Raw genomic sequence first — 24,849 nt, forward strand, 5'->3', positions numbered from 1 at the left:
CGCGCCTTAGGGGCGCCGAGGGCCGGCGCCCTCAGCCGCAAACAGGTGTCCCCGGAGCCCGGGCGCCGGTAGGATCGCGGCGGGCAATGATCGGCGGCGGGATGGCGACGGACTCGAACCTGACAGAGGCGCCACCGACCCCGCAGCACCGCGCCTGGCCGCGGGACGCCGCGGGCTATGCGGCCTCGGCGGTTCTCGTCGCCACCGCCAATCTCATCGCCCACCTGGCGGCCGATCAGCTGACCGGCGCCAACCTGGCCATGCTGTTCCTGGCCAGCGTGCTGCTGAGCGCCTTCTGGTTCGGGTTGGGTCCCGCCCTGCTGGCGGCCTGCGCCGCGGCCCTGAGCTACAACTTCTTCTTCCTGGTCCCGCGCCTGAGCTTCCGGATCGAGCGCCCGGCCGACCTGCTGACCTTCGTGGTGTTCTTCGCGGTGGCGACCTCCACCGGATGGCTGGCGGCCCGGGTGCGGGCCCAGGCCCGCAGCGCCGCGCGCCGGGCGTGGGAGCTGGGCGCCCTGCTGGAGGCCAGCCGGGGCCTGTCGGCCGCCGCCACGCCCGACGAGGCCGCCCGCATCCTGGCGCAACAGGCGAGCCTCGCCGCCGGCCGCGCGGCCATCGTCCTGCTGCCGGAGGCGGACGCCCTGCGGTTGGCCGCGGGCCCCGAGGGTCTGACGGAGCTGGCCGACACCACGCGGATCGCCGCCCGCCAGGCCTGGGAGACCGGCGCCGGCAGCGCCGACCAGGCCGGCTGGAGCCTGCGCCCGCTGCAGGGACTGCGCGGGCGGGTCGGGGTGATCGGCCTGCGCGGCGCCTCGCCCCTGTCGCCGGAGCAGGAGGGGCTGCTGACCGCCCTGCTACACCAGGGCGCCGTGGCCCTGGAGCGGGCCAACCTGGCCGCCGCCGCGGCGGAGGTGGACGCCCTGCGCAAGGCAGATCACCTGCGCTCGGCCCTGCTCAACTCCATCAGCCACGATTTCCGCACCCCCCTGGCCACGGTGCTGGGCGCCTCCACCACCCTGCTGGACTACGAGGCGAGCCTGAAGCCGGGGGTGCGGCGAGACCTGCTGCAGAGCATCGCCGAGGCGGCGCGGCGGCTGAACCGCTATGTGGGCGACCTGCTGGACATGAGCCGGCTGGAGGGCGGCGCCCTGACGCCGCGGCGCGAGCTCACCGACGTGCGCGCGGTCCTGGCCTCGGCGCTCGAGCGGCTGGAGGCGGGGCTGGAGGGCCGCCGGATCGTGCGTGACTTCGCCCCGCAGCTCTCGCCGGTGAGCGCCGACCCGATGCTGCTGGAGCAGGCGGTGCTGAACATCATCGAGAACGCCGCGGCCTACAGTCCGCCGGGGGCGCCGATCGAGCTGGCCGCCCACGAGGATATGGGCCATGTGCTGATCTCCATCGAGGACCAGGGGCCGGGGATTCCGCCGGAGGGATTGGACAAGGTGTTCGACCGATTCCGCCGCCTGGAGCAGCCGACCGACCGGGGGCGCGGCCTGGGGCTGGGCCTGTCCATCGCCAAGGGCTTCGTGGAGGCCATGGGCGGGCGGATCGCCGCCACCAGCCCCGTGGCCGAGGGCCGGGGCACGCGCATCCTGATCGTCCTGCCCAAGCCCCATCCGACGCCGAGGACGCTGCTGTGACCCTGCGCCCGCGCATCCTGGTGATCGACGACGAGCCGCAGATCCACCGGTTCCTGACCCCAGCCCTGGAGGCGGCGGGCTTCGAGCCGATCCGCGCCGACACCGCCGCCGCCGGCCTGCAGGAGATCGCCCGCCGCGCCCCGGACGCGGTGATCCTCGACCTCGGCCTGCCGGACATGGACGGCAAGACGGCGCTCACCAAGGCGCGGGCCTTCTATGCCGGGCCGATCCTGATCCTGTCGGCCCGCGACCGGGAGGTGGAGAAGATCGACGCCCTGGACCTGGGCGCCGACGACTATGTGGAGAAACCCTTCGGGGTGGGCGAGCTGCTGGCCCGGCTGCGGGTGGCGCTGCGCCGGGGCCAGCCGGGGAACGCCGCGCCGCGGGCGGTGCGCGCCGGGGCCCTGGAGATCGACCTGGCCATGCACGCGGTGCGCCGGGACGGGGCGGCGGTGCGGCTGTCGCCCAAGGAGTTCGACCTGCTGGCCCGGCTGGTGGAGGGCGGCGGCAAGGTGATCACGCACCGTCAGTTGCTGACCGCCGTCTGGGGTCCCGCCCACGTGGAGGACACCCAGTACCTGCGGGTCTTCGTCGGCCAGTTGCGGCAGAAGCTGGAGCCCGATCCCGCCCGGCCCCGGCACATCGTCACCGAACCGGGGGTGGGGTACCGCTTTCTGGCCGAAGGCGACGCCTAGCCTGGCGGGATGCGGCCCGGGACGATCTTCCCGCGGCCCTGCCGGCCGGTGTTGACGGGCGCCGCCGGCCACCGTATTTAAGTAAATACTTAAATATCTCGCGGACCCCCAACGTGCTGTCCCCTCCCTCCCTCAGCGACACCTTCGCGGCCCTCGGCGACGAGACCCGGCTGGCGATCCTCAGCCGGTTGGCCCGCGAAGGCGACATGACCGTGCAGGAGATCGCCGGGCCCTTCGCCATGAGCCTGCCGGCGGTGTCGCAGCACCTGAAGGTGCTGGAGCGCGCCGGGCTGATCGCCCGCGGGCGCGACGGCCAGAAACGCCCCTGCCGCCTGAACGCCGAGCGCCTGGCCGAGACGGCGCGCTGGTTCGATCACACGCGCGCGGCCTGGGAAGGGCGGTTCGACCGGCTGGAACACTTCCTCGCGCAATCCCCGCAACCGACCGTCCCGACAGGAGAAGACCATGAGCCATGACCCCCTCGCGACCTGGGCGCTCGATCGCGAGATCGTCCTGTCGCGCGTGATCGCCGCGCCGCGCGCCAGGGTGTTCCAGGCCTTCACCGATCCAAGCCAGATCACCCGCTGGTTTGGTCCGGAGGGCTTTAAGACCGAGACCCTGGAGATCGACATCCGCGAAGGCGGCCGCTGGCGGTTCATCTATACCGGCCCGGACGGAACCCGCTGGGACAACCGAATGGTGTTCCTGCGGGTGGAGGCGCCAAGCCTGCTGGAGATCGAGCATGGCTCGGACGTGGACGACGATCCCGCGCGGTTCCACACGACCATCACCTTCGATGAGCAGAGCGACGGCAAGTGCGTGCTGACCATGCGCCAGCTGCACCCGACGAAGGCGCAGCGCGACGCCGGCATCGGGTTCGGCGCGGTGGAATACGGGTACCAGACCCTCGACAAGCTCGCCCGGCACCTGGGCGTGGGGTGACCGGACCCCGCACCTAGACGGTCACCTGGGCTCCCATCTCCACGACCCGACCGGGGGGAATCTGAAAGAAATCGGTGGGATTGGCGGCGTTCTTCATCAGATAGATGAATAGCTTGTCCTGCCAGAGCGGCATTCCCGGGCCGCGGCCCGGCAGCACCGAGCGCCGGCCGAGGAAGAAGGACGTCGCCATGATGTCGAACTTCAGCCCCTGGCGGCGGGCCGCGCCCAGGGCCTTGGGCAGGTTGGGCTGCTCCATGAACCCGTACCGCACGGTCACCCGGCTGAAGTCGGGGGTGAGGGTCTGGATCGCCACCCGCTCTTCCTCAGGCACACGGGGCCGGTCGGCGGTCTCCACCGTCAGGATGATGTTCCGCTCGTGCAGCACCTTGTTGTGCTTGAGGTTGTGCATCAGGGCGACGGGGGCGACGTCGGCCTGGGAGGTGAGGAAGATGGCCGTGCCGGGCGTCCGGAAGGGCGGGCGGGCGCGCAGGCTCTCCACCAGGTCGGCCAGGGGAATGGAGTCGCGCTGGGTCTTGTCGGCCAGGATCCGCACCCCCTTCAGCCAAGTCCAGATAATCAGGACGACGCCGGCGCCCACCACCAGCGGGAACCAGCCCCCCTGGACGATGCGCAGGACATTGGAGCCCAGGAAGACCAGGTCGATGGCCAGGAGTGGGATGACCATGGCCAGGCTGGCGGCCAGGGACCACTTCCAGCGCCAACGGGCGATGACGAACAGCAGCAGGACGGTGACCACCATGGTGGCGGTGACGGCGATGCCGTAGGCCGAGGCCAGGTTCGAGGAGTTGCGGAACATCACCAGCAACCACAGCACGCCCACCATCAGGAAGCCGTTGACGGCCGGCACATAGATCTGGCCCGCGACGGTCTCGCTGGTGCGCCGGATGTTGATGCGCGGCAGCAGGCCCAGTTGCGTGGCCTGCTGGGTCATGGAGAAGGCGCCGGTGATCACCGCCTGGCTGGCGATCACCGTGGCCGCCGTCACCAGGACCATCACCGGCCAGTAGAGCGCCTGGGGGATCATCCGGAAGAAGGGGCTCTCGGCGGCGGACGGATCGATCAGCACCAGGGCGCCCTGGCCCAGATAGTTGATCATCAGGCAGGGGAAGGCCACCAGCAGCCAGCCCGCGCGGATCGGCCCCTTCCCAAAGTGACCCATGTCGGCGTAGAGCGCCTCGGCGCCGGTCACCACCAGGAAGACGCTGCCCAGGATGGCGAAGCCCAGCAGCCCGTTCTCCATCAGCAGGCGCACGGCGTAGACCGGGCTCAAGGCCAGCAGGATCTGGGGCGCCTGGACGATGTAGATCAGGCCGAGCGCCGCCAGAACCAGGAACCAGACCAGGGTGATCGGGCCGAAGAAGCGGCCCACGGCCGCCGTCCCGCGCGACTGCACCAGGAACAGGCCAGTGAGGATCACCGCCGCGGCCGGCAGGGCGTAGGGGGCGAACAGCTCGCCTACACCCGGCGCCAGGGCCAGGCCCTCCGTGGCCGACAGCACCGAGATGGCCGGGGTGATCAGGCCGTCGCCGTAGAACAGGGCCGCCCCGCAGACCCCCAGGATCAGCACCAGGCGCGAGCGGCGGCCCAGGGCGTTCTGGGCCAGGGCCATCAGGGCCAGGGTCCCGCCCTCCCCCTTGTTGTCGGCCCGCATGACGAGGGCGGTGTATTTCAGGGTGACGATCAGCAGCAGGGCCCAGAAGACCAGGGAGACCACCCCGAACACCGCCAGGTCGCTGGCGCCGCCCTTGGCGTGGGCCAGGGCCTCCTTCATGGCGTAGAGCGGGCTGGTGCCGATGTCGCCGAACACCACCCCGATGGAGCCGACGGTCAGGGTCCAGAAGCCGGCCCTCCCCGTCCCGCCGGACGAGATCTCGCCCGCCACCTGTTCCGACGCCATGCCGACCTCACGCGCTCACCGCCCCTCAAGGGGACCCCCCAGGAGGTAGCGCGGGGGCGTATAGGGGTTCGATGCGGGATCGGGGGCCCGGACATAAGGGCCGCATAAGGATCGCCGGGGCGCGTCTAGGCGACTTCGCGGTCCGCCCGGCCCTGCTCGGCCGCCAGGATGCAGGCGACGATGGTGTCGATCAGGGCGGTGGCGCGGATCGGCTTGGAGAGGTGCTGGTCGGCGCCCGCCTCGCGGCCGGCGCGGACGTGTTCGTCCATGGCGTTGGCGGTGAGCATGATCACCGGGGTCCGCGGCAGGCCCTGGGCGGCCTCGAACTCCCGCAGCAGGGTGGTGGCCGACAGGCCGTCCAGCTCGGGCATCTGCATGTCCATCAGCACCACGTCGTAGCGGCCGGCCCTCAGGCGCTCGATGGCCAGCTGGCCATTCTCGACGATCTCGGGCTCGACGTTCACCGACTGCAGGATGAGTTGGACGACCTTCTGGTTGGTGGGGTGGTCCTCCGCCAGCAGGATGCGGCAACCGGAAAGATCGAAGCCCGCCTCGGACTCCGCCGGGGCGGCGGCGTCCACCGCCTGGGCCGCCTCCAGGGGCAGGACGAAGCTGAACACCGAACCGACGCCGGGGGTGGAGTCCACGCGGATGGCGCCTCCCATCAGCTCCACCAGGGAGCGGGAGATGGCGAGACCCAGGCCGGTGCCGCCGAACCGCCGGCGGATGGAGGCGTCGGCCTGCTCGAAGCGGCGGAACAGGCGGGCCTTCACCTCGTCGTCGAAGCCGATGCCGGTGTCGGTGACCGAGAAGCGGACCTGGCCGTCCTCGGCGCTCACCGCCAGGCGCACCGTGCCGGCGGGGGTGAACTTCACGGCGTTGGACAGCAGGTTGGAGAGCACCTGGGTCAGGCGCACCTGATCGCCGACGAAGGCGCCGCGGACCGCCTCGGCGACGCTCCAGGACAGCTCCAGCCCCTTGGACTCCGCCGAGGCCCGGTGCAGTTCGGCGATGCGGCGGACGACCGCCTGCATGTCGAAGCTGTCGTGGGCCAGCTTGATCTCGCCGGCCTCGATCTTGGAGAAGTCGAGGATGTCGGTGAGCACCTGTTCCAGCAGCCGGCCGGAGGAGACGATCAGTTCGGCCAGCTCGCGGCTCTGCGGGGTCTTCTGCTGGGCGGCCAGGGTCTCGGAAATGGCGATGACGCCGTTCAGCGGCGTGCGCAGCTCGTGGCTCATATTGGCCAGGAAACGGGACTTCTCGGCGTTGGCCTTCTCCAGGTCGGCGGTGCGGTCGCGGACCCGGTCCTCGAGGCTGGCCAGCACCGCCTCGACCTTCTCGCGCTCGCCCCGCAGGGCCTTGGCCAGGACGCCGATCTCGTCGCGGCGGACCTCGACGTCGCTGACGTCGGGCCGGACGCGGATCCCGAAGGCTTCCGGCTCGCAGGAGGCGGCCAGGCGGCTGAGCGGCCAGACGATGGTGCGGCGGGCGAGCGCCACCACCAGCAGGGTCTGGATCAGGGAGGCGATGGCTCCCAGCAGCAGCACCCAGGAGGCCGACTTGGCCGCCGACCAGGCGATGGAGGACTTGGGATAGGTGAGCAGCAGGTACCAGTCGGGCCCGGCCAGGCGGCCATAGGCCACCACCTGCCGGCCGTCGGGACTGCTGATCACGCCGTGGGCCTGGCCGTCCTTGCGGATGGCCTTGACCAGGACCTTGAGGTTCAGCTTGCGCTCATAGCCGGCGACGGTCGCCTCCGAGGCGCGGCCGGGGGTGGCGAAGCCGGGATAGGCGATCAGCTCGCCCCTGCCCGTCACCACCAGGTTCGAGGCGCCCGGCAGGGTGTTGCGGATGGCGTTGAGGAAGAAGCCGGTGAGCTCGATGGAGGAGCCGAAGGAGCCCACATAGCGGCCGTTCACATAGGCCGGGGTCAGGCAGCCGGTGGCCAGCCGCTCGCCCTTCTTGTCCTGGATCAGGCGCTGGAGGTTGGTGCAGCGGGTCACCCGGGCCGGGTCGTTCCGCGGCAGGGTGATCTGGGCCATCTCCTCCTTGGAGACGTCGAGGTTCGCCGGCGCCTCCCGGCGGTAGAACATCAGGTGGTCGGGACGGTCGGGGCCGAACATCACCAGCCGCAGGGGATCGGGCTGGAAGAAGTAGAAGTTGTCGTACTCGCTGCGGGCGGCCTGGCCGAAGTCGGAGACCACGGAGAAGGCGGCCGCCAGGGCGCGGCGATCGTCGAGGCTGGCGGCGCCGGCCTGGCCGATGAAGGCGCCCATGCCATAGATCCAGCGCCCCGAGGCGGTGAGGTGGCCGGTGAACAGCTCGTCGCGGCTGCGGCGGGATCCGTCCCCCTTGGCCGGGAAATAGTCGTCGGTCAGCTGAACGACCTTGGCGTCGGACAGGTGGTTCATCCGCCGCTCCAGCTCCACGCCGGCGGCCCTGTGCAGGTTGGTGAGGTTGGTGAAGCGGCGGTCGATGTTGGAGCTGCGCTCGCGCACATAGTCCGAGAGATAGCCGATCTGCCGGTTCGACAGCTCCTGCTGGAAGACGACGAAGGCTCCCAGCGATCCCAGGATGGTGACCGCGAGCGACATCAGTCCGACGCTGATCAGGAATCTGCGTGAGAGAGATTTCATCGCTGCGCCGGCCGCCCCCACGGAAAGCGCGAGGCTAAACGCGGAGTCCTTGCGCTCTGGTTTACGTCGGCGGGCGCGCTCAACCTGGAGGACGCCCCCTATTCGCCGCCCTTCGGCCCCCAGAAGATGACCCAGGCGGCGAAGTCGTCGCTGAAGAACTCGAACCGATGCGCCGCGCCGGCCTCCACGAAGATGGCGTCGCCGGGTCCGAACACCCGCTCGTCCCCGTCCTTCACGAAGCGGCCCGTTCCCGAGGTCACCACATAGAGTTCGTCGCGGTCGTGGGGGGACTGGGAGTCGGCGCCCTTCGGCGCATAGAGGCCGATGTCCATGCTGCCATGGGCGAAGCGGCGCACGTAGCGCATCGCGGCGTCCTCCGGCGGCAGGGCCTCCTCGGCGTGGGCCAGGGGGATCAGCCAATCGTCCTGGATGTCTTCATCGTCGGCCATGTCGTCCTCCGCCAGCGGCTCAAGTCCATTGTGGACCAAACCGTGCGGGTGGGACCACCCGTGCGGCCCTAGGGGACATCCTGGAGGGAGAGCGGCGGCGCCACCTCCTCCAGGGACTTGCGCTCGGCGTCGATCCCCAGGAGCAGCTCGACCCCGGCGGCCAGGATCATCAGCCCGCCCCCCAGCAGATAGCCCCACAGGATCTGGCCGCGCTCGCCGGTGTCGATGAGGGCGCCGAACAGGGCCGGTCCCCCGACCCCGCCCAGCAGGGTCCCGAAGGCGTAGAACAGCGAGATGGTCACCGCCCGGATCTCCAGGGGGAAGCTCTCGCCGACGGTGAGATAGGCGGCGCTGGCCCCGGCGGAGGCGAAGAAGAAGATCACGCTCCAGGCCGCCGTCTGGGCGGTCGCCGACAGCAGGCCCTGCGCGAACATCCAGCCGGTCAGGCACATCAGCACCCCGGCCAGGCCGTAGGTGGCGGTGATCATCACCCGGCGCCCCAGGGCGTCGAACAGGTGGCCCAGCAGCAGCGGCCCCATGAAATTGCCCAACGCGAAGGGCAGCATGAACCAGCCGATGGCGCCCGGGGCGATCCCGTAGAACCGGGTCAGGATCAGGGCGTAGGTGAAGAAGATGGCGTTGTAGCAGAAGGCCTGGGTCGCCATCAGCACGACGCCGAGCACGGTGCGCTTCGGGTAGAGCCGGAACAGGGTGGCGGCGATCGTCAGCCAGGAGGTGCGGTGGTCGCCGCGCAGGCGCAGGCTGGGCAGGTGGTGGTGCGCCGGGGTGGGCTGGCCGGTGTGCCGGGCGACCCGGCCCTCGATCTCCTCCACCACGGCGTGGGCCTCGTCGGCGCGGCCGTGGGTCATCAGCCAGCGGGGGCTCTCGGGGATGAAGCGGCGGACATAGATGATCACCAGGGCCAGCAGGCCGCCGATGATGAAGGCCGCCCGCCAGCCCCATTCCTGGGGCACGAGGTTGGGGTCCAGCACGATGATGGAGCCGACGGCGCCCAGGGCCGCGCCGATCCAGAAGCTGCCGTTGATCACCAGGTCGGTGAAGCCGCGCCGCCGGGCGGGGATCAGCTCCTGGATCGCCGAATTGACCGCCCCGTACTCCCCGCCGATCCCCGCCCCGGTGAGGAACCGGAAGACCATGAAGGACCAGAAGTCCCAGGAGAAGCCGGTGGCGAGGGTGGCGACCAGATAGACTCCGACCGTGAGGGTGAAGAGCTTGCGCCGCCCGAAGGTGTCGGTGAGCCGGCCGAACACCAGGGCGCCCAACACCGCCCCCAGGATATAGGCGCTGCCGGTCAGGCCGATCTGGGTGTCGGTCAGGTCGAGGGCGGTGGGGCCGGCGATGGCCGGGGAGAGCGACCCCACCAGGGTGACCTCCAGCCCGTCGAGGATCCAGGTGATCCCCAGGGCGAAGACCACCAGCCAGTGGAATCGGGTCCAGGGCAACCGGTCCAGCCGGGCGGGAATATGGGTGGTGAAGGCCTCCGCCATCGCTGCGTCTCCTCCTCGCTCGGGGGCTCAACGCATGAAGGCCAAGCTTGGGTTCCGGGGCGGGGTTGGGCTATGGCTCGCCCATGGCCAGCGAGATCATCGTCGACGCCCGCGGACACCGGTGCCCGGTCCCCACCCTACGCCTGCGCCGGGCCCTGGAGGACGCGCCAGCCGGCGCCTTGGTGCGGCTCTACGCCGACGACCCCCTGGCGCGGATCGACGTGCCGCACTTCGCGGCCAGCGGCGGATTCGAGCTGGTGGACAAGGCCGAGGCGGAGGGAACCCTCAGCTTCCTGATCCGGAAACCAATCTAGCCTTGTCGCCCCGCAGGTCCGGCAGCAGGGCCGTGCGGTGCTCGTCCATGGCCAGCTCGATCTCTGTGGCCAGGGCGCCGCCGAAGAAGATGGCGTTCACCGTCCAGGACAGCCAGATCAGGAACACCACCACGGCGGCCACCGAGCCGTAGGTGGCGCCCAGATGGGCGATCTGCTCGACATAGAAGGCGCTGGCCCAGGACATGAACAGGCACAGCAGGGCCGCGGCCACCCCGCCGGTGATGGAGGCCTTCCAGGCCACCGGCCGGCTCGACATGGCGAAGCGGTAGATCAGGCTCATGGCGAGCGTGATGCCGAAGCTGGCCCAGGTCCATTCGCTGAACAGCCAGGGCGCCCCCGCCAGGGGCTTGAGGTCGAAGGCCGCGGCGATGAAGCGGAGATAGAAGAACACCGTCGAGAGGAAGCCCAGCAGCACGAAGGCGGCGATCAGCACCAGCAGGGCCATGATGTTGAAGCCGAGGAAGCCGCGGGGGGTCTCCTCGTCATGGATGAAGGACAGGCCCGCCAGCAGGGCCTTGAATCCCCGGTGCGCGGCGTAGGAGCCGATGATCAGGGCCACGCCGCTCTGGGCCGAGACCGCCTCCAGGGGCGCGTGGGCCAGGCGGATCAGCTCGCCCTCGAACAGGCCCCGGGCGCCGGGAGGCATCAGGCGGGCCAGCATCTCGGCCTGGTTGGCGGCCTGGCTGGCGTCGGCGAAGAAGGAATAGATCCCCACCATGATGGCCAGGCCCGGGAAGACCGCCAGCAGGACGAAGAAGGAGACGCCGCCGACATAGAGCATCACGTCGCGGCCCCAGAGCCGGGTGAGCGCCTTGCCGTTGACCGTCAGGGTGCGCCGCAGCCAGTGCAGCGGATCCCAATCGATGGCTCGCAAACGCTGGATCTGGCCCCGGATCGACATCGCGCGGAAGGTGATCAAGACCGGTCGATTAGGCAAGCCGCGATCTGACGCGGCGTAAAAGCCAAAGCGGCGCGCCACCGGAAGGGGTGGCGCGCCGTCGATGGGCGTGTCGTACCATCGGATCGGCCGCCGCTCGAGGGACGGGAATGGGCGACGACCAACCTGGGGATAGATTGATCCGGCGCCGCTGAACCCAGGCTGAACGGCGCTCACGGAACGTGTTCACTTTTCGGCCGCGTCACGCCACTGTCGCATAAGCTTCAAGAAGCGGTGATAGCTGCGCGCTTGAGTTCGATTGGCGCCTATCCCCCAGGCGCCCCCTCTCGGAAACAGGATCTTTCGCCATGAAGACCGCCGTCTACCTCGCCGCCGGCGCGGCCCTCGTCCTCAGCGCCTGCGGGCAGAAGACCGAAGGGGCCAAGGCCCCCAGCGGCGGCGGCGGAACCCGCGCCCAGGTCTGGGCCGCCGGCTCGTCGACCGTCTTCCCCTTCGCCACCCGCGTGGCCGAGAACGTGGCCCGCAGCGGTGGCGGCAAGGCCGCCCGCGTCGAATCGCTGGGCACCGGGGGCGGCTTCAAGCTGTTCTGCGGCGGCACGGGGTCCGACTTCCCCGACATCGCCAACGCCTCGCGGCCGATGAAGAAGTCGGAATACGACAAGTGCGTCGCCGCCGGGGTCACCGACATCGTCGAGATCAAGATCGGCTATGACGGCATCGTGGTGGCCAACGACAAGAAGGGCCCCACCTACGACCTGCACCGCGAGCAGCTCTACCGCGCCCTGGCGGCCGAGGTCCCGTCGGGTACGGCCTTCGCCCCCAACGCGGCCAAGACCTGGGACGCCGTGGCGCCGGGCCTGCCCAAGGAGGCGATCCTGATCTATGGCCCGCCGCCCACCTCCGGCACCCGTGACGCCTTCACCGAACTGGCCATGGAAAAGGGCGCCGAGTCGGTGCCGGCCATGGCCGCCCTGAAGAAGAGCAACGAGGACGACTTCAAGGCCAAGTCCCACACCATCCGGTCCGACGGGGTGTGGGTCGACTCCGGCGAGAACGACAACGCCATCGTCCAGACCCTGGAGAAGACCCCCCATTCGCTGGGGGTGTTCGGCTACTCGTTCCTCGAGAACAACATGGACAAGGTGAAGGGCGCCAAGATCGAAGGCGTCGCCCCCACCTTCGAGACCATCTCCAGCGGCGCCTACCCCCTGTCCCGCTCGCTCTTCATCTATGTGAAGAAGTCCAATGTCGGCGTCACGCCGGGCCTGCGCGAGTTCCTCGACGGCTTCGTCTCCGACGCCGCCACCGGCAAGGGCGGCTACCTGCAGTCCCGCGGCCTGATTCCGCTGCCGGCGGCCGAACACGACGCCCAGAAGGCGGTGGTCAAGGACCTGAAGGTGATGACCGCCCCGGCGTCCTAGGGCGTTCGTTCCAACATCCGTCATCCCGGGCGCCGAGAAGCGACCCGGGATGACGAGGTGAGGATTACCCGTTCATGACCCCGGCGGCCTTCAGGGCGTCGATCTCCGCGGCCGAGAAGCCCCAGTCGGCGAGCGCCTCGCGGTCGTGAGCGCCGGTGGCGGGGGGCGGGCCCTGGATGGCGCCGGGGGTGGCCGAGAAGCGCGGCGCGGGCGCCGGCTGGACCACGCCGGCCACCTCCACGAAGGTGTTACGGGCGACGTTGTGCGCATGCTTGGGCGCCTCGTCGAGATCGAGCACCGGGGCGAAGCAGACGTCGGTGGCGTCCATGATGGCGCACCACTCGGCCTGGGTCTTCTTGCCGATCACCTCGGCCAGCTTGGCGCGCAGGTTGTCCCACTCGCCGCGGTTCATCTGGGCGGCGAAGGCCGGATCGGTGATGCCGGTCTTTTCCAGCAGCAGGGCGTAGAACTGCGGCTCGATGGAGCCGATCGAGATCCACTTGCCGTCGGCGCACTGGTAGGTGTCGTAGAAGTGCGCGCCGCCGTCGAGCATGTTGGCCCGACGCTCATTGGTCCAGATCCCGCTGGCCTTCATGCCGTAGAACATGGCCATCAGGGAGGCGGCGCCGTCGCTCATGGCGCAGTCGATCACTTGGCCCTTGCCGGTCTCCCGGGCGCTGATGATCCCGGCCATCAGACCGAAGGCGAGATAGAGGGCCCCGCCCCCGAAATCCCCCACCAGGTTCAGCGGCGGCACCGGCTTGTCCTTGGTTCCGATGGCATGGAGCGCGCCGCTGATGGCGATGTAGTTCATGTCGTGGCCGGCGGCGTTGGCGTAGGGCCCGGTCTGGCCCCACCCGGTCATACGGCCATAGACCAGCTTGGGATTGCGCTTCAGGGCGACGTCGGGGCCCAGGCCCAGGCGCTCCATGACGCCGGGGCGGAAGCCCTCGAAGACCGCGTCGGCGCCCTCCATCAGCTTCAGACAGGTCTCGATGGCCTGGGGGGCCTTCAGGTCCAGCCCGACCGAGCGGCGGCCGCGGGCGCTGACATTGGCCGGCGAGGCGCCGCCGGTCCCCTTGCGGTCGATCCGCACCACATCGGCGCCCAGGTCCGACAGCAGCATGCCGCAGAAGGGGCCGGGCCCGATCCCGGCGAACTCGATGACCTTCAGTCCCGTCAGCGGTCCCTGGCGCATAGTCTCAACTCCCATTCGGTTTTGCGGCAGCTTAGCGCCAATGACGTGCGGTCAGCCAAGCGGCGCCTATCCCCCGCCCGGCAGGGACTGGCCGTCGTCGATGGTGATCAGGCTGCCGGCGATGGCGCGGGCGGCGGGACCGGCCAGCATCATGAAGGCGGCATCCAGATCCGACGCCTCCATCAGGCGGCGGCGGGGGAAGCCCTTGAGCTGCTTCTGGCCGCCCTCGGTGGCCCACCACGAGGCGTTGATGTCGGTCTCGATATAGCCGGGGGCGAGCGCGTTGACCGCGATGCCGCGCCGCGACCACTCCCGGGCCAGGCTGCGGGTGAGCATGGCCACCGAGGCCTTGGACGCATTGTAAGCCGACAGTCCCGGCAGGGTGGTGTGGCTGGCGATGGAGGCGATGTTGACGATGCGGGCCTGCCCCGCCTCGGCGGTTCCGTTGGCGAACATCAGGCGGGCGGCGGCCTGGGCGGCGAAGAAGACCCCGCGGACATTGACGTCGAAGGTGCGGTCCCACTCCTCGATGGAAAGATCCAGCGCCAGCCCCTCCCCGCCCACGCCGGCGTTATTGATCAGGATGGAGACCGGTCCCAGCCCGGCCTCGATCTCGGCGAAGGCTGAGGGAATCGAGGCCGCGTCGGCGACATCCAGCCGCAGGGCCATGGCCTGGCCGCCCGCGCCGGCGATCTCGCCCGCCAGGGCTTCGACCATGTCGAGCCGCCGGGCCGTCACCGCCACGGCCGCGCCGGCCCCCGCCAGCAGGCGGGCGAAATGGGCGCCGAGCCCGCCAGAGGCCCCGGTGATGATGGCCGTCTGGCCCGCCAGTACCTTATCCATAGTGATTGCTCCCCAACCGCGACCTTCGCGTCCCTGTCGCGGTCGCGCGCCTCTGTATATTCTGTCTCGTCGCGATTCCCGCCTATAAGAGGCGGGTCGGCGCGCGCGTAATTTCAAGGGTTTGACGAATGGCTTTGGGCGTCCATGCGCGGGTTCTGATCGTCGCGCGCGACGACGCCCTGGCGGGACCGCTCGCCGAGGGCCTGGACCGGCTCGGCTGGCGCACCGTCACGGCGCGGGGGCCCTATGCGGCCATCGCCGCCCTGGGGGACCTGCAGGTGGAGGCGGCCATCGTCGACCTGGCCAGCGGCGGCCACGAGGCCCTGACGCTCGCCAAGCGCCTGAAGGCCGCCTGCGCCCCGCGCCGCCTGCCGGTGATCGCCATCGGCGCCCCGGGCCCGGAGCTGGACGGCCACAACTTCGACCTGACCCTGACCGCGCCGGTGCATCCGGCCCAGGTGGTGCTGCGCCTGGAGACCCTGGTGCGCATGGCCATCGCCGAGGAGGAGTTCGAGCTCCGCACTGAGACCTTCAGCGAGCGCGGCCGCCGGCTGGAGACTCCCGAACCCGATCCCAGCCCCTTCCGGGTGCTGGCCATCGGCGAGCCCGCCCCGCAGTTCCTGGCGCTGTCCAATGCGCTCACCGGCTCCGGCGCCGAGGTGGTGGGGGCGTTCACGGCCTATACGGCCTTTGATTACCTGCACGAGCGGCCCTTCGACGCCGTGGTGCTGTGGGCCGGGGACAACAGCCAGGAGGCGCTGTCCATCGCCGCGGGCATGCGCCGCAACACCAGGCTCTATCACACGCCGGCCCTGCTCTACATGAAGCAGGAGAGCTATGTGACCATGTCGGAGGCCTATCACCGGGGCATTTCCGACGTCGCCTCGCCCGAGACCGCCGAAACCGAGACCGCCAAGCGGGTCATCGAGCTCGCGCGCTCCTATCGCCGCCAGACCGCCATCCGCAAGGCCCTGGAGAAGGCCCGGGCCTCGGGCCTGATGGACCCGGCGACGGGTCTGTTCACCCGGGACCTGTTCGCCACCCATCTGGGCCGCCTGGCCCAGGCCTCGCGGCTGCGCAACCGGCCGCTGTCGGTCTGCGTGCTCAAGGTCTCCGAGCGACCGGATGTGGAAAACGCCCGGCGCGGCGGCTGGCTGGACCGCGCCATCCCCCAGATCGGCTCGATGATCGGCCGGCTGGTCCGGGTCGAGGACACCGCCGCCCGCCTGGGGCCGGAGGTCTTCGCGCTGGCCCTGCCCGCCACCCCCCAGGCCTCGGCCCGGGCGGCGGGCGAACGGATCGCCGCCGTGATCGGCTGCACGGCCTTCGAGGCCGGCGAGGGCAAGGCGCCCTTCGTGGTGGAGTTCGACATCGGCGTCGCCGAGGTCAACCTGGCGACGGGGGTCGGCAAGGCGCTGGAAGAGGCGGCCGCGCGGGCCGTGGACAAGGCGAGCTAACTCTCCCCGCTCGTCCCGGCGAAGGCCGGGATCCAGGTCGCGGGTCACGACCTCGAATGAGACCCTGAATTCGGCAGATGTATCTGGGTCCCGGCCTTCGCCGGGATGAGCGGTGTTGTGGCGGCTAGGCCGCGACCGCCGCCCCTGCCAGCTTGGCCAGTTCGCTCAGCACCCGCTCGGCGGCGTTGAGGCGCTGTTCCGGGGTTTCCCACTCGCCGCGCACCACCACCTTGTTGTCCGGGCGGACCTTCCAGGCGACCGGGTTCTTGGTGACGAACTGCATCAGCCCCATGGGATTGGGGAAGTCCTCGTTGCGGAAGGTGACTACGGCGCCCTTGGGTCCCACGTCGATCTTGGCGACGTTGGCCTCGCGGCACAGGCCCTTGATGGCCACGACCTTGAGCAGCTGGCCGGCTTCCGGCGGCAGGGGGCCGAAGCGGTCGATCATCTCGGCGGCCAGGGCCTCGCGGTCGCCGGACTTCTCGGCGTCGGAGAGGCGGCGGTAGAGCGACAGGCGCACGTGCAGGTCCGGCACGTAGTCCTCCGGGATCAGGACGGCGGCGCCGGTGTTGATCTGCGGCGACCAGCCCCGGTCGGTGGCGCCCTCCCCCTTGCCGGCCAGTTCCTTCAGGTCGTTGACCGCGTCCTCCAGCATCTGCTGGTAGAGCTCGACGCCGATCTCGCGGATATGGCCCGACTGTTCCTCGCCCAGCAGGTTGCCGCCGCCGCGCTGGTCCAGGTCGTGGCTGGCCAGCTGGAAGCCGGCGCCCAGGCTGTCGAGGGACTGCAGCACCTTCAGGCGGCGCTCGGCCGAGATGGTGATCTGCTTCTCGGCCGGCGTGGTCATGTAGGCATAGGCGCGGGCCTTGGCCCGGCCGACCCGGCCACGCAGCTGGTAGAGCTGGGCCAGACCGAACATGTCGGCGCGGTGGATGATCAGGGTGTTGGCGGTGGGAATATCCAGGCCGCTCTCGACGATCGTGGTCGACAGCAGGACGTCGTACTGGCCCTCGTAGAAGGCGCTCATCACGTCCTCCAGCTGGGTCGGCGCCATCTGACCGTGGCCGACGACGTAGCGGACCTCCGGCACCTGCTCGCGCAGGAACCGCTCCAGCTCCGTCAGGTCGGAGATGCGCGGAACCACATAATAGGCCTGGCCGCCGCGGTACTTCTCCCGCAGCAGGGCCTCGCGGATGACGATGGGGTCGAAGGGGGTGACGTAGGTGCGCACCGCCAGGCGGTCCACCGGCGGGGTGGCGATGATCGACATCTCCCGGATGCCCGACAGCGACATCTGCAGGGTGCGCGGGATCGGCGTGGCGGTCAGGGTCAGCATGTGCACGTCGGCGCGAAGCTCCTTGAGCTTCTCCTTGTGCTTGACCCCGAAGTGCTGCTCCTCGTCGACGATCACCAGGCCGAGGTTCTTGAAACCCACCTGCTTGGACAGCACCGCGTGGGTGCCGACGATGATCTCCACCTCGCCGTTCTTCAGCGCCTCGCGGGTCTCGGCGGCCTCCTTCGGCGGCACCAGGCGCGACAGGCGGGTGACCTTGATGGGCCAGCCCTGGAAGCGCTCGGTGAAGGTCTTGTAGTGCTGGCGCGCCAGCAGGGTCGTCGGCGCGACGATGGCCACCTGCTGGCCGCTCATGGCCACCACGAAGGCGGCGCGCAGGGCGACTTCGGTCTTACCGAAGCCGACATCGCCGCAGATCAGGCGGTCCATGGGCTTGCCGGCCGAGAGGTCCTCCAGGATGTCGCCGATGGCCGAGAGCTGGTCCTCGGTCTCCTCGTAGGGGAAGCGGGCGCAGAACTCGTCGAACACCCCGTGCGGCGGATCCACCGGGTCGGTATGGCGGGTGGCGCGGGCCGCCGCGATCTGGATCAGGCCAATGGCCATGTCCCGCAGGCGTTCCTTCGCCTTGGCCTTGCGCGCCTGCCAGGCCGCCCCGCCCAGGCGGTCGAGCTGGACGCCGTCGCCCTCCGACCCGTAGCGGGTCAGCAGGTCGATGTTCTCGACGGGCAGGTAGAGCTTGGCCTCGGCGCCATACTGCAGTTCGAGGCAGTCGTGGGGCGCGCCTTGGACCTCCAGGGTCTTGAGCCCCTCATAGCGGCCGATGCCGTGGTCGATGTGAACCACCAGGTCGCCGGGGCTCAGGGACGAGGCCTCGGCCAGGAAATTGGCCGCCCGGCGCTTGCGGCGCGGCCGGGCCAGGCGATCGCCCAGGATGTCGGTCTCGGAGATGACGGCGAGCGTCTCTGTCTCGAAGCCGGACTCCAGCGGCAGCACGACCCGCTGGGGGACCTTGGGATTGGCCGCCTTGGCCGCGTCCCAGTAGGGCGCCTGGGTGACGTTGGTCAGGCCGTGGTCGGCCAGCATGACGCCCAGACGCTCCGACGAGCCCTCCGACCAGGAGGCGAACAGCACGCGCTTTCCGGCCTCCGCGAGGGCGCGGGCGTGGGCGGCGGTGGCCTCGAACAGGTTCACCGAGTCCTGCTGGCGCTCGGCGACGAAGGTGCGGCCCTGGCGGGCGCCCATGTCGACCACCACCTCGCCCTCGGCCTCCTGGAAGGCGGAGAACCGCCGGGTGGCCCGTTCGGCCAGGCGGGCGCGCCATTCCTCGGCGGTGAGGTAGAGCCGGTCCGGCTCCAGGGGATGGTAGTGGACCTTGCGGTCAGCCTGGGCGCGGGCGTCGTAGGCGTCGGCGATCATGGCCAGGCGCTCGTCGCGGGCCTGGGTGGCCAGATGATCGATGCCGATCAGGGCCGAGCCCGGCAGGTAGTCGAACAGGGTGGCCATGTCCGGGTAGAACAGGGGCAACCAGTGCTCCATGCCCGCCCGCCGACCGCCGCCGCTGACCGTCTCATAGAGCGGGTCGCCGCCGGGGGCGCCGAAGGCCTCCACATAGCCGCGGCGGAAGCGGGAGATGGCGTCCTTGTCCAGCAGGGCCTCGCTCACCGGGTGGAGGCTGACCTCCTTGAGCTGGCGGGTGGAGCGCTGGGTCTCCGGATCGAAACCCCGGATCGATTCCAGGGTGTCGCCGAACAGGTCGAGGCGCACGGGCTCCTCGGCGTTGGGCGGGAAGACGTCGATCACCCCGCCGCGGATGGCGAACTCGCCGCGCTCGGAGACGGTGGAGGCCCGCGCATAGCCGTTGACGGCGAAGTAGCGCTCCAGGTCGGCGATCTCCACCACATTGCCGGTGCGGGCCGAATAGGCCGCGCCCTCCACGGCGTCCTTGGGGGGCACGCGCTGCATGACCGCGGCCGCCGTGGTGACCAGGAGGGTGGGTGTCTTGGTCTCCAGCCCCTGGGCGAGGCGGGCGAGCGTGGTCATTCGCTGGGCGGCGACGCCCGGGGACGGGCCGGTGCGGTCGTAGGGGAGACAGTCCCAGGACGGGAACTGCAGGATCTCGATGCCCTGGGCGAAGAAGCGGAAGGCGTCGATGAAGGCCGAGAGCCGCGAGCCGTCGCGGGCCACGAACACCGACAGGCCGCCGCGGGCGCGCACGATATCGGCCATCACCAGGGCGTCGAAACCCTCCGGCGCGCCGATCAGGTCGAGGCGGCCGGGATCCCGGCTGATGCGCCGCGTGTCGGCCGCGCTCGGCCCGCGCGAACCGTCAGCCGCCATGACCGTCGCCCCGAACCTCGTGAACCCTGAACCGGAAGGCCTTGATCTTGTTCAGCAAGGCCCCGTCGAATTCCGCCGGAACGTCGGCCCGTTCCATGATCCACTCGTAGAGATCGTGGTCGGGCTGCTCCAGCAGCACCTCGAAGAGGTCCACTTCGTCCGGCGCCAGATCCTGGGCATGGGTGTCCGCGAACGGCCCCAGAATGAGGTCCGCTTCCCTGAATCCCCTGTGCCACGCACGGAACTTCAGTTTTCGCAGGCGGGTATCGTCAATCGACATGTGGACGGGCCGATATAGGGTGGCCCGTCCCTCGACGCCAGTCTTCTAGGTCAGTCGCCGCCGAACCAGCTGAAGGACAGGTTCTTGAAGGGGGTCTGGCCGATCATCAGGCCGGTGCGCAGGACCGTCTCCTGGGCGCCGGGGCCGGCGGCGCGGGCCCGTTTCAGGGCCGCCATGTCGATGGTCCCGTCCAGCTGGACCACCCCGAGGGCGGCGTCCTTGCCGGTGAACCTCAGGTCGCCGCCGCCGATCTTGTAGCTGGTGGGCAGGACCCGGATGGTCTTGGCGTAGGTGGTCTGGCCCATCTCGTTCTCGCCATTGGCGCTGGTGACGTCCACGAAGTCGAACATGATGGGCCCGTAGGGCTCGCTCCGGGCGCCGCCTTCCCAGGCCACGAAGTCCTCCTCCGGACCGAAGCTGATGTTCTCCAGCCGCCAGTTCCCGACCTTCACCTCGGTATTGGGGATGTAATAGCCAAAGACGTCCTCCCCCTTCACGTGGCTGAAGCCGCCCGCCGCCGGGGTCGGGGCGGCGGGCGCCGCGGCAGGGGCGGCGGCGGGGGCCGCGGGCGGCTGGAAGCCCGCGCTGGAGGCGCCGCTCTGGCCGCCGGATTGCTGGTTACAGCCGGCCAGCAAGGCGGCCAGGGCTGCGGCGGTCAACAGGTTACGCATAGGATTCTTCCCCCAAAGGTCGGCGGGAGATCATCATGGGCGGCGGCGGGCGTCCAGCTTCACGCTATGATCGCCCCATGCGGCCCGAGATTCTGTTTCCCCTCTTCGCCCCGGTCACCACGCTGAAGGGCGTCGGCGCCCGCGTGGCGCCGCTGCTGGAGAAGCTGGCCGGGCCCATCGTGCGCGACGTGTTGTTCTTGGCGCCCCATTCGCTGATCAAGCGCCGCGAGACCACGGTGGTCGACGCCGTGGAGGGCGAGGTCCAGACCTTCCGGGTGGAGATCGACGCCTACCAGGTCCCGCGCAGCGCCCAGCAACCGTGGAAGATCAAGACCTTCGATGGCACGGGCACCCTGGACCTGATCTTCTTCGGCAGCTTCGGCGGCCAGCTCCAGGCCAAGCACCCGGTGGGCTCCAAGCGGATCGTCTCGGGCAAGGTCGAGAGCTTCGGCCTGACCCTGCAGATCGCCCATCCCGACTATATGCTTCCCCTCGACAAGGCCGACGAGATTCCGGAGGTGGAGCCCGTCTATCCGGCCACCGCCGGCCTGCCGGCCCGCACGGTGCGCAAGTTCGCCCTGGAGGCCTTGTCGCGGGCGCCCGAGCTGCCCGAATGGCAGGATCCCGCCTGGATCAGGCAGGAGGGCTTCCCGACCTGGAAGGAGGCCCTGACCCGGCTGCACGCCCCCTTCACCGAGGCCCACCTCCTGCCCCAGGCCGCCCATATCCGGCGGCTGGCCTTCGACGAGCTGCTGGCCCACCAACTGGCCATGGCCCAGCGCAAGGCCGACCGCCGCGCCGAACCCGCCGAGAAGATCGCGCCGGGCTCGATGGCCGCGGCCATCGTCGCCGACCTGCCCTTCAAGCTCACCGGCGCCCAGGAACGCGCCCTGGCCGATGTCCGCGCCGACTTCGCCGCCGGCGAGCGGATGAGCCGGCTGCTGCAGGGCGACGTGGGGTCGGGCAAGACCGTGGTGGCCATGCTGGCCATGGCCGACGTGGCCGCGGCCGGCGCCCAGAGCGCCCTGATGGCGCCCACCGAGATCCTCGCCCGGCAGCACTACGAGACCCTGTCGGGTCCGCTGGCCGCCCACGGGATCACCGCCGTGCTGCTCACCGGCCGCGACAAGGGCGCGGCGCGGGCCGAGAAGCTGCGGGCCATCGCCAGCGGCGCGGCCCAGGTCGCCGTCGGCACCCACGCCCTCTTCCAGGACGAGGTTCACTTCCACAGGCTCCAGCTGGCCGTGGTGGACGAGCAGCACCGGTTCGGCGTCGCCCAGCGCCAGCTCCTCCAGGCCAAGGGCGCCTCGGTCCACCTGCTGGCCATGTCGGCCACGCCCATCCCCCGCACCCTGGAGCTGACGGTCTATGGCGACCTGGACGTCAGCCGCATCGACGAGAAGCCCCCGGGCCGCACGCCGGTGGCGACGCGCGCTGCCCCCATGACCCGCGTCGACGAGGTGGAGGCGCGCCTGCGCGAGGCCGTGGCCGGCGGCGCCCAGGCCTTCTGGATCTGTCCCCTGGTCTCGGAGTCCGAACTGGTGGACCTGAAGGCCGCCGAGCAGCGGGCCATCGAGCTGCGGGCCAGGATCGGTCCCGGCGTCGGCCTGGTGCACGGCAAGATGACCGGGCCGGAGAAGGACGCCGTCATGGCCGACTTCGCCGACGACAAGATCAAGGTGCTGGTGGCCACGACCGTGGTGGAGGTGGGGGTCAACGTCCCCAACGCCACCATCATGGTCATCGAACAGGCCGAGCGCTTCGGCCTGGCCCAGCTTCACCAGTTACGCGGCCGGGTGGGCCGGGGGCGGCGGGAGAGTTCCTGCGTCCTGCTCTACGACCCACCCCTGTCGGAGACCGCCCAGAAGCGCCTGGACATCCTGCGGCGCACCGACGACGGCTTCCTGATCGCCGAGACCGACCTGGAGCTGCGCGGCGGCGGCGACGCGCTGGGCCTGCGCCAGAGCGGCTTCCCGGCCTATGTCTTCGCCGACCCCTTCGCCCACCGCGACTTGATCGCGGCGGCCGGCGACGACGCCCGCATGATCCTCGCCCGCGACCCGGAGCTCACCAGCGAACGCGGCAAGGCCCTGCGGGTGCTGCAGGAGCTGTTCGACTGGCGGGCGAGTTCGCCGCTGAAGGATGCCGGCTAGGCGCCCGGGGCGCAGCGGACAGGGTCGGGCGCGGCCAGCTCCCGACGAAGCCATCCCGAAATGCGACCCAGGACCTCCTCGATATGCGCGCCACCGTCCCGGTCGCGCATCTGGTGGTCGTAGCCGGGGAATTCCCAATAGGTCAGATTGCAGCGACCGGCCTGGCGGACGCCGTCCCGCGCCAGGCGCGCCGCGGCGACCGGGGCCGAGCTGTCGCGCTCCCCATGGACCACCAGGATCGGGGTCTCCACCGCCAACAGATCGGCAAGCAGATCGTGGTCCAGGATGTCGGCCCACCAGCGATAGGAATTGCCGCCCCAGACCTCCGCGCTCTCCGGGGCCGCCTGGACCTTGGCGAAGGTGGCCTCGGCCTCGGCCCAAACCGGCGGCGGGACGGCCAGCTTGAAGGTCTTGCGGAAGGGCTGGCCCGGCCCGGTGGAGAAGATGACCGTCGCGGTCGGTTGGACACGAGGCGCCAGAAGGGTCACCGCCGCGCCGCCCTCGGAACCGCCGAACAGCACCAGCTGACCGTTCCACCAGGGCTCCTTCTCCACGAGAGCCAGAACCCGCTGATAGTCCTCGACGCGCTGGCTGATGGTGTGGTGGGCGTAGAAGGCGGGTGAGCAGCCGCCCTCCCCCACCGTGGGCTTGCCATGGGGGGCGACCCCGTACTTCTCCACGGTCAGGATGGCGAAGTCCGACAGGAGGCCCTTGCCGCGCTCGATGTTGGCGTTGTCGAGGACGGACTCGCAGCCCGAGCCCTGGGCCAGCAGCAGGATTCCCTGCTTGGCGCCGCCGGCCCGGCGGTCGAGGGACCAGTCGATGAGGCTGCCATCCGGGCGTGGCGTCTGACCCGCCCAGGCCGGCCCGGCCAGAAGCGCGACGGCGGCGCCAAGGCCAAGAAGGTCTCGCATCCAGGTCATCGGCCCACGCTCCCCTATGCCGACGGCAGAATGGGCGGCGAGCTTGGCTGGAATTGTGGCGCCCTACCGGTCGATCCGGTGCACCGTGTAGCCCTTCACGGCCCGCACCTCGGTGATCGGGGGCGCGGGGCGGGCGAAGTCGGGATTGGAGGTCAGGGCCACGACGCGGGCCTTCGCATCGGCCTCCAGGTCGCCATAGAAGAGGTTGTAGCCCGGCACCTTGCGCTTGTCGGCCCAGGAGCCGGCGCTCTTCAGCATCTTGGGCTTGGGCCTCGAGACCCGCAGGATGCCGCCGTCGCACCGGGCCGACACCTGGCGGGTGAGGAAGGCGGGCCGCGCGCCCCACTCCAGGCCGGTGGCGTTGGCCGCCCCCTGGTTCAGCTTGGCCGGGGCCTCGGCGTTGGTGACCGCCCCCAGCAGGGGGTTGAAGCAGAGCGGCGCGCGGCCGGCGAGATTCTGCAGGTCGCCGTGGGAGTCCCAGACCAGGGAGCGGTCCTTCAGGGCCTGGACCCGCTCGATGTCGCGGTCGAAGGCCGAGGCCCAGGCGGCCAGGCAGCCCGGCTCCCCCGGCCGCAGGCAGGGCGGCAGGGGCGGATCGTCGGCGGGCACCACGGTCTCGATGAGGTAGGCGGCCGCCAGCTTGGCGCGGACGGCGGGATCGGGGGCGACCTCCTCGGCCAGCAGGCGCGAGGCCATCGTGCCCCCCTGCTCCACCCCGACGATGATGAAGGGGCGGCCCTTATTGTCGGCGGCCATGTACTGGCGGAAGGCGGCGGCCACGTCGGCATAGGCGAAGCGGCGAGCGTCGCGGGCGTCCTCCCTCAGGGTCAGCAGGGTGTAGAGGCTGGCCTGGCGATAGCGGGGCGCGAACAGCCGCCCGACCCGGACGAAGGGCCCGGCATAGTTGGGGGCGACGACCCGGCGGAAGAACTTGTCGGCCGGCACGTCGTCGATGGGGCTGTTCCAGTCGCGGCCGCCGTCGAAGGTGGTGGGGGCGACGAAGAAGACGTCGGCGGGAGGATCGCCCGCGGTCCAGACGTCGGGCTTGGCCGGCAGCAGGGCCCAGGCCGCGCGCTGCGTGTAGTCGGGCGCCGCCGGCGGGCGGTAGGTCTGGAACGGCTCCTTGGGGTCCAGGGCGTTGCTGGCGATGTCGTCGCGCCAGACGAAGGCGGCCATGATCACCAGGCCCAGGAAGGCCACGGCGGCGGCGGACACCAGACGCTTGAAGCCCTTGGGACGCTGCGCCATCGC

The 24,849-nt window shown here is 70.4% G+C and carries 20 protein-coding genes; 8 read left to right on the forward strand and 12 right to left on the reverse strand.

What is annotated here, in order from left to right; genetic code table 11:
* Nucleotides 1–101: 101 nt before the first annotated feature.
* From AC1RN5_RS08495 to AC1RN5_RS08510, 4 genes are all read left to right on the forward strand, one after another.
* Complete coding sequence (locus AC1RN5_RS08495; RefSeq protein ID WP_493040766.1) at nt 102–1,640, forward strand: DUF4118 domain-containing protein; 1,539 nt, start codon at nt 102–104, stop codon at nt 1,638–1,640.
* A gap of 2 nt (nt 1,641–1,642) precedes the next feature.
* Nucleotides 1,643–2,335, forward strand: coding sequence for a winged helix-turn-helix domain-containing protein (locus AC1RN5_RS08500; RefSeq protein WP_493041480.1), 693 nt, complete (start codon nt 1,643–1,645; stop codon nt 2,333–2,335).
* 113 nt (nt 2,336–2,448) lie between these two features.
* On the forward strand, nt 2,449–2,811 hold the full coding sequence (locus AC1RN5_RS08505) for an ArsR/SmtB family transcription factor (protein WP_493040767.1): 363 nt from the start codon (nt 2,449–2,451) through the stop codon (nt 2,809–2,811).
* A complete protein-coding gene (locus AC1RN5_RS08510; protein WP_493040768.1) occupies nt 2,801–3,277 on the forward strand; it encodes an SRPBCC family protein in 477 nt (158 codons plus the stop codon). The genes AC1RN5_RS08505 and AC1RN5_RS08510 overlap by 11 nt, the downstream gene beginning before the upstream one ends.
* Before the next feature lie 13 nt (nt 3,278–3,290).
* Here AC1RN5_RS08510 and AC1RN5_RS08515 read toward each other — a convergent pair whose 3' ends face one another.
* The 4 genes from AC1RN5_RS08515 to AC1RN5_RS08530 all read right to left on the reverse strand — a co-directional run bounded on the left by AC1RN5_RS08515 (nt 3,291) and on the right by AC1RN5_RS08530 (nt 9,788).
* Nucleotides 3,291–5,195 (reverse strand): potassium transporter Kup, encoded by a 1,905-nt coding sequence (locus AC1RN5_RS08515; protein ID WP_493040769.1) that lies wholly within the window; start codon nt 5,193–5,195, stop codon nt 3,291–3,293.
* Between the two features lie 125 nt (nt 5,196–5,320).
* Nucleotides 5,321–7,789, reverse strand: a complete 2,469-nt coding sequence (locus tag AC1RN5_RS08520) for an ATP-binding protein (protein WP_493040770.1) — start codon at nt 7,787–7,789, stop codon at nt 5,321–5,323.
* Between the two features lie 140 nt (nt 7,790–7,929).
* Nucleotides 7,930–8,280 carry a cupin domain-containing protein gene (locus AC1RN5_RS08525; protein WP_493040771.1) on the reverse strand — a complete coding sequence of 117 codons (351 nt, stop codon included), beginning with the start codon at nt 8,278–8,280 and terminating at the stop codon, nt 7,930–7,932.
* Between the two features lie 68 nt (nt 8,281–8,348).
* On the reverse strand, nt 8,349–9,788 hold the full coding sequence (locus tag AC1RN5_RS08530) for an MFS transporter (RefSeq protein WP_493040772.1): 1,440 nt from the start codon (nt 9,786–9,788) through the stop codon (nt 8,349–8,351).
* Nucleotides 9,789–9,871: 83 nt separating this feature from the next.
* On the opposite strand from AC1RN5_RS08530, the gene AC1RN5_RS08535 reads away from it, so the two are divergent.
* On the forward strand, nt 9,872–10,102 hold the full coding sequence (locus AC1RN5_RS08535) for a sulfurtransferase TusA family protein (RefSeq protein ID WP_493040773.1): 231 nt from the start codon (nt 9,872–9,874) through the stop codon (nt 10,100–10,102).
* Here AC1RN5_RS08535 and AC1RN5_RS08540 read toward each other — a convergent pair.
* Entirely contained in the window at nt 10,074–11,024 is a 951-nt protein-coding gene (locus AC1RN5_RS08540) for a YihY/virulence factor BrkB family protein (protein WP_421933596.1), read from the reverse strand. The two genes, AC1RN5_RS08535 and AC1RN5_RS08540, sit on opposite strands and share 29 nt — an antisense overlap.
* A gap of 344 nt (nt 11,025–11,368) precedes the next feature.
* Here AC1RN5_RS08540 and AC1RN5_RS08545 point away from each other — a divergent pair, with 344 nt between their 5' ends.
* On the forward strand, nt 11,369–12,442 hold the full coding sequence (locus tag AC1RN5_RS08545; RefSeq protein ID WP_493040774.1) for a substrate-binding domain-containing protein: 1,074 nt from the start codon (nt 11,369–11,371) through the stop codon (nt 12,440–12,442).
* Between the two features lie 64 nt (nt 12,443–12,506).
* Here AC1RN5_RS08545 and AC1RN5_RS08550 read toward each other — a convergent pair whose 3' ends face one another.
* Nucleotides 12,507–13,640 (reverse strand): CaiB/BaiF CoA transferase family protein, encoded by a 1,134-nt coding sequence (locus tag AC1RN5_RS08550; protein WP_493040775.1) that lies wholly within the window; start codon nt 13,638–13,640, stop codon nt 12,507–12,509.
* Nucleotides 13,641–13,706: 66 nt separating this feature from the next.
* Nucleotides 13,707–14,483: an SDR family NAD(P)-dependent oxidoreductase gene (locus AC1RN5_RS08555; RefSeq protein ID WP_493040776.1), complete on the reverse strand. Its 777-nt coding sequence runs from the start codon at nt 14,481–14,483 to the stop codon at nt 13,707–13,709.
* Nucleotides 14,484–14,617: 134 nt separating this feature from the next.
* Between AC1RN5_RS08555 and AC1RN5_RS08560 the strand changes: the two genes are divergently transcribed.
* Nucleotides 14,618–15,940 (forward strand): diguanylate cyclase domain-containing protein, encoded by a 1,323-nt coding sequence (locus tag AC1RN5_RS08560; RefSeq protein ID WP_493041481.1) that lies wholly within the window; start codon nt 14,618–14,620, stop codon nt 15,938–15,940.
* 124 nt (nt 15,941–16,064) lie between these two features.
* On the opposite strand, the gene mfd is transcribed toward AC1RN5_RS08560, so the two are convergent.
* Genes mfd through AC1RN5_RS08575 form a run of 3 tightly spaced genes read right to left on the reverse strand, consistent with a single transcriptional unit; the run spans nt 16,065 to nt 20,522 of the window.
* Entirely contained in the window at nt 16,065–19,571 is a 3,507-nt protein-coding gene (gene mfd, locus AC1RN5_RS08565; RefSeq protein ID WP_493040777.1) for a transcription-repair coupling factor, read from the reverse strand.
* On the reverse strand, nt 19,561–19,851 hold the full coding sequence (locus tag AC1RN5_RS08570) for an FAD assembly factor SdhE (RefSeq protein WP_493040778.1): 291 nt from the start codon (nt 19,849–19,851) through the stop codon (nt 19,561–19,563). Before AC1RN5_RS08570 ends, mfd begins: the two co-directional genes overlap by 11 nt.
* 50 nt (nt 19,852–19,901) lie before the next feature.
* The gene (locus tag AC1RN5_RS08575; RefSeq protein ID WP_493040779.1) at nt 19,902–20,522 is read right to left on the reverse strand and encodes a hypothetical protein; all 621 of its coding nucleotides are present in this window, start codon (nt 20,520–20,522) and stop codon (nt 19,902–19,904) included.
* Between the two features lie 77 nt (nt 20,523–20,599).
* Here AC1RN5_RS08575 and recG point away from each other — a divergent pair, with 77 nt between their 5' ends.
* The gene (recG, locus tag AC1RN5_RS08580; RefSeq protein WP_493040780.1) at nt 20,600–22,675 is read left to right on the forward strand and encodes an ATP-dependent DNA helicase RecG; all 2,076 of its coding nucleotides are present in this window, start codon (nt 20,600–20,602) and stop codon (nt 22,673–22,675) included.
* Here recG and AC1RN5_RS08585 read toward each other — a convergent pair.
* Together AC1RN5_RS08585 and AC1RN5_RS08590 are read right to left on the reverse strand one after the other, a co-directional pair.
* Nucleotides 22,672–23,598 (reverse strand): alpha/beta hydrolase, encoded by a 927-nt coding sequence (locus AC1RN5_RS08585; RefSeq protein WP_493040781.1) that lies wholly within the window; start codon nt 23,596–23,598, stop codon nt 22,672–22,674. The genes recG and AC1RN5_RS08585 overlap by 4 nt on opposite strands.
* A 63-nt stretch (nt 23,599–23,661) precedes the next feature.
* The gene (locus tag AC1RN5_RS08590; RefSeq protein WP_493040782.1) at nt 23,662–24,846 is read right to left on the reverse strand and encodes a DUF3089 domain-containing protein; all 1,185 of its coding nucleotides are present in this window, start codon (nt 24,844–24,846) and stop codon (nt 23,662–23,664) included.
* Between the last annotated feature and the right edge of the window lie 3 nt (nt 24,847–24,849).

The sequence above is a fragment of the Phenylobacterium sp. GW821-FHT12F10 genome, from assembly GCF_058806695.1.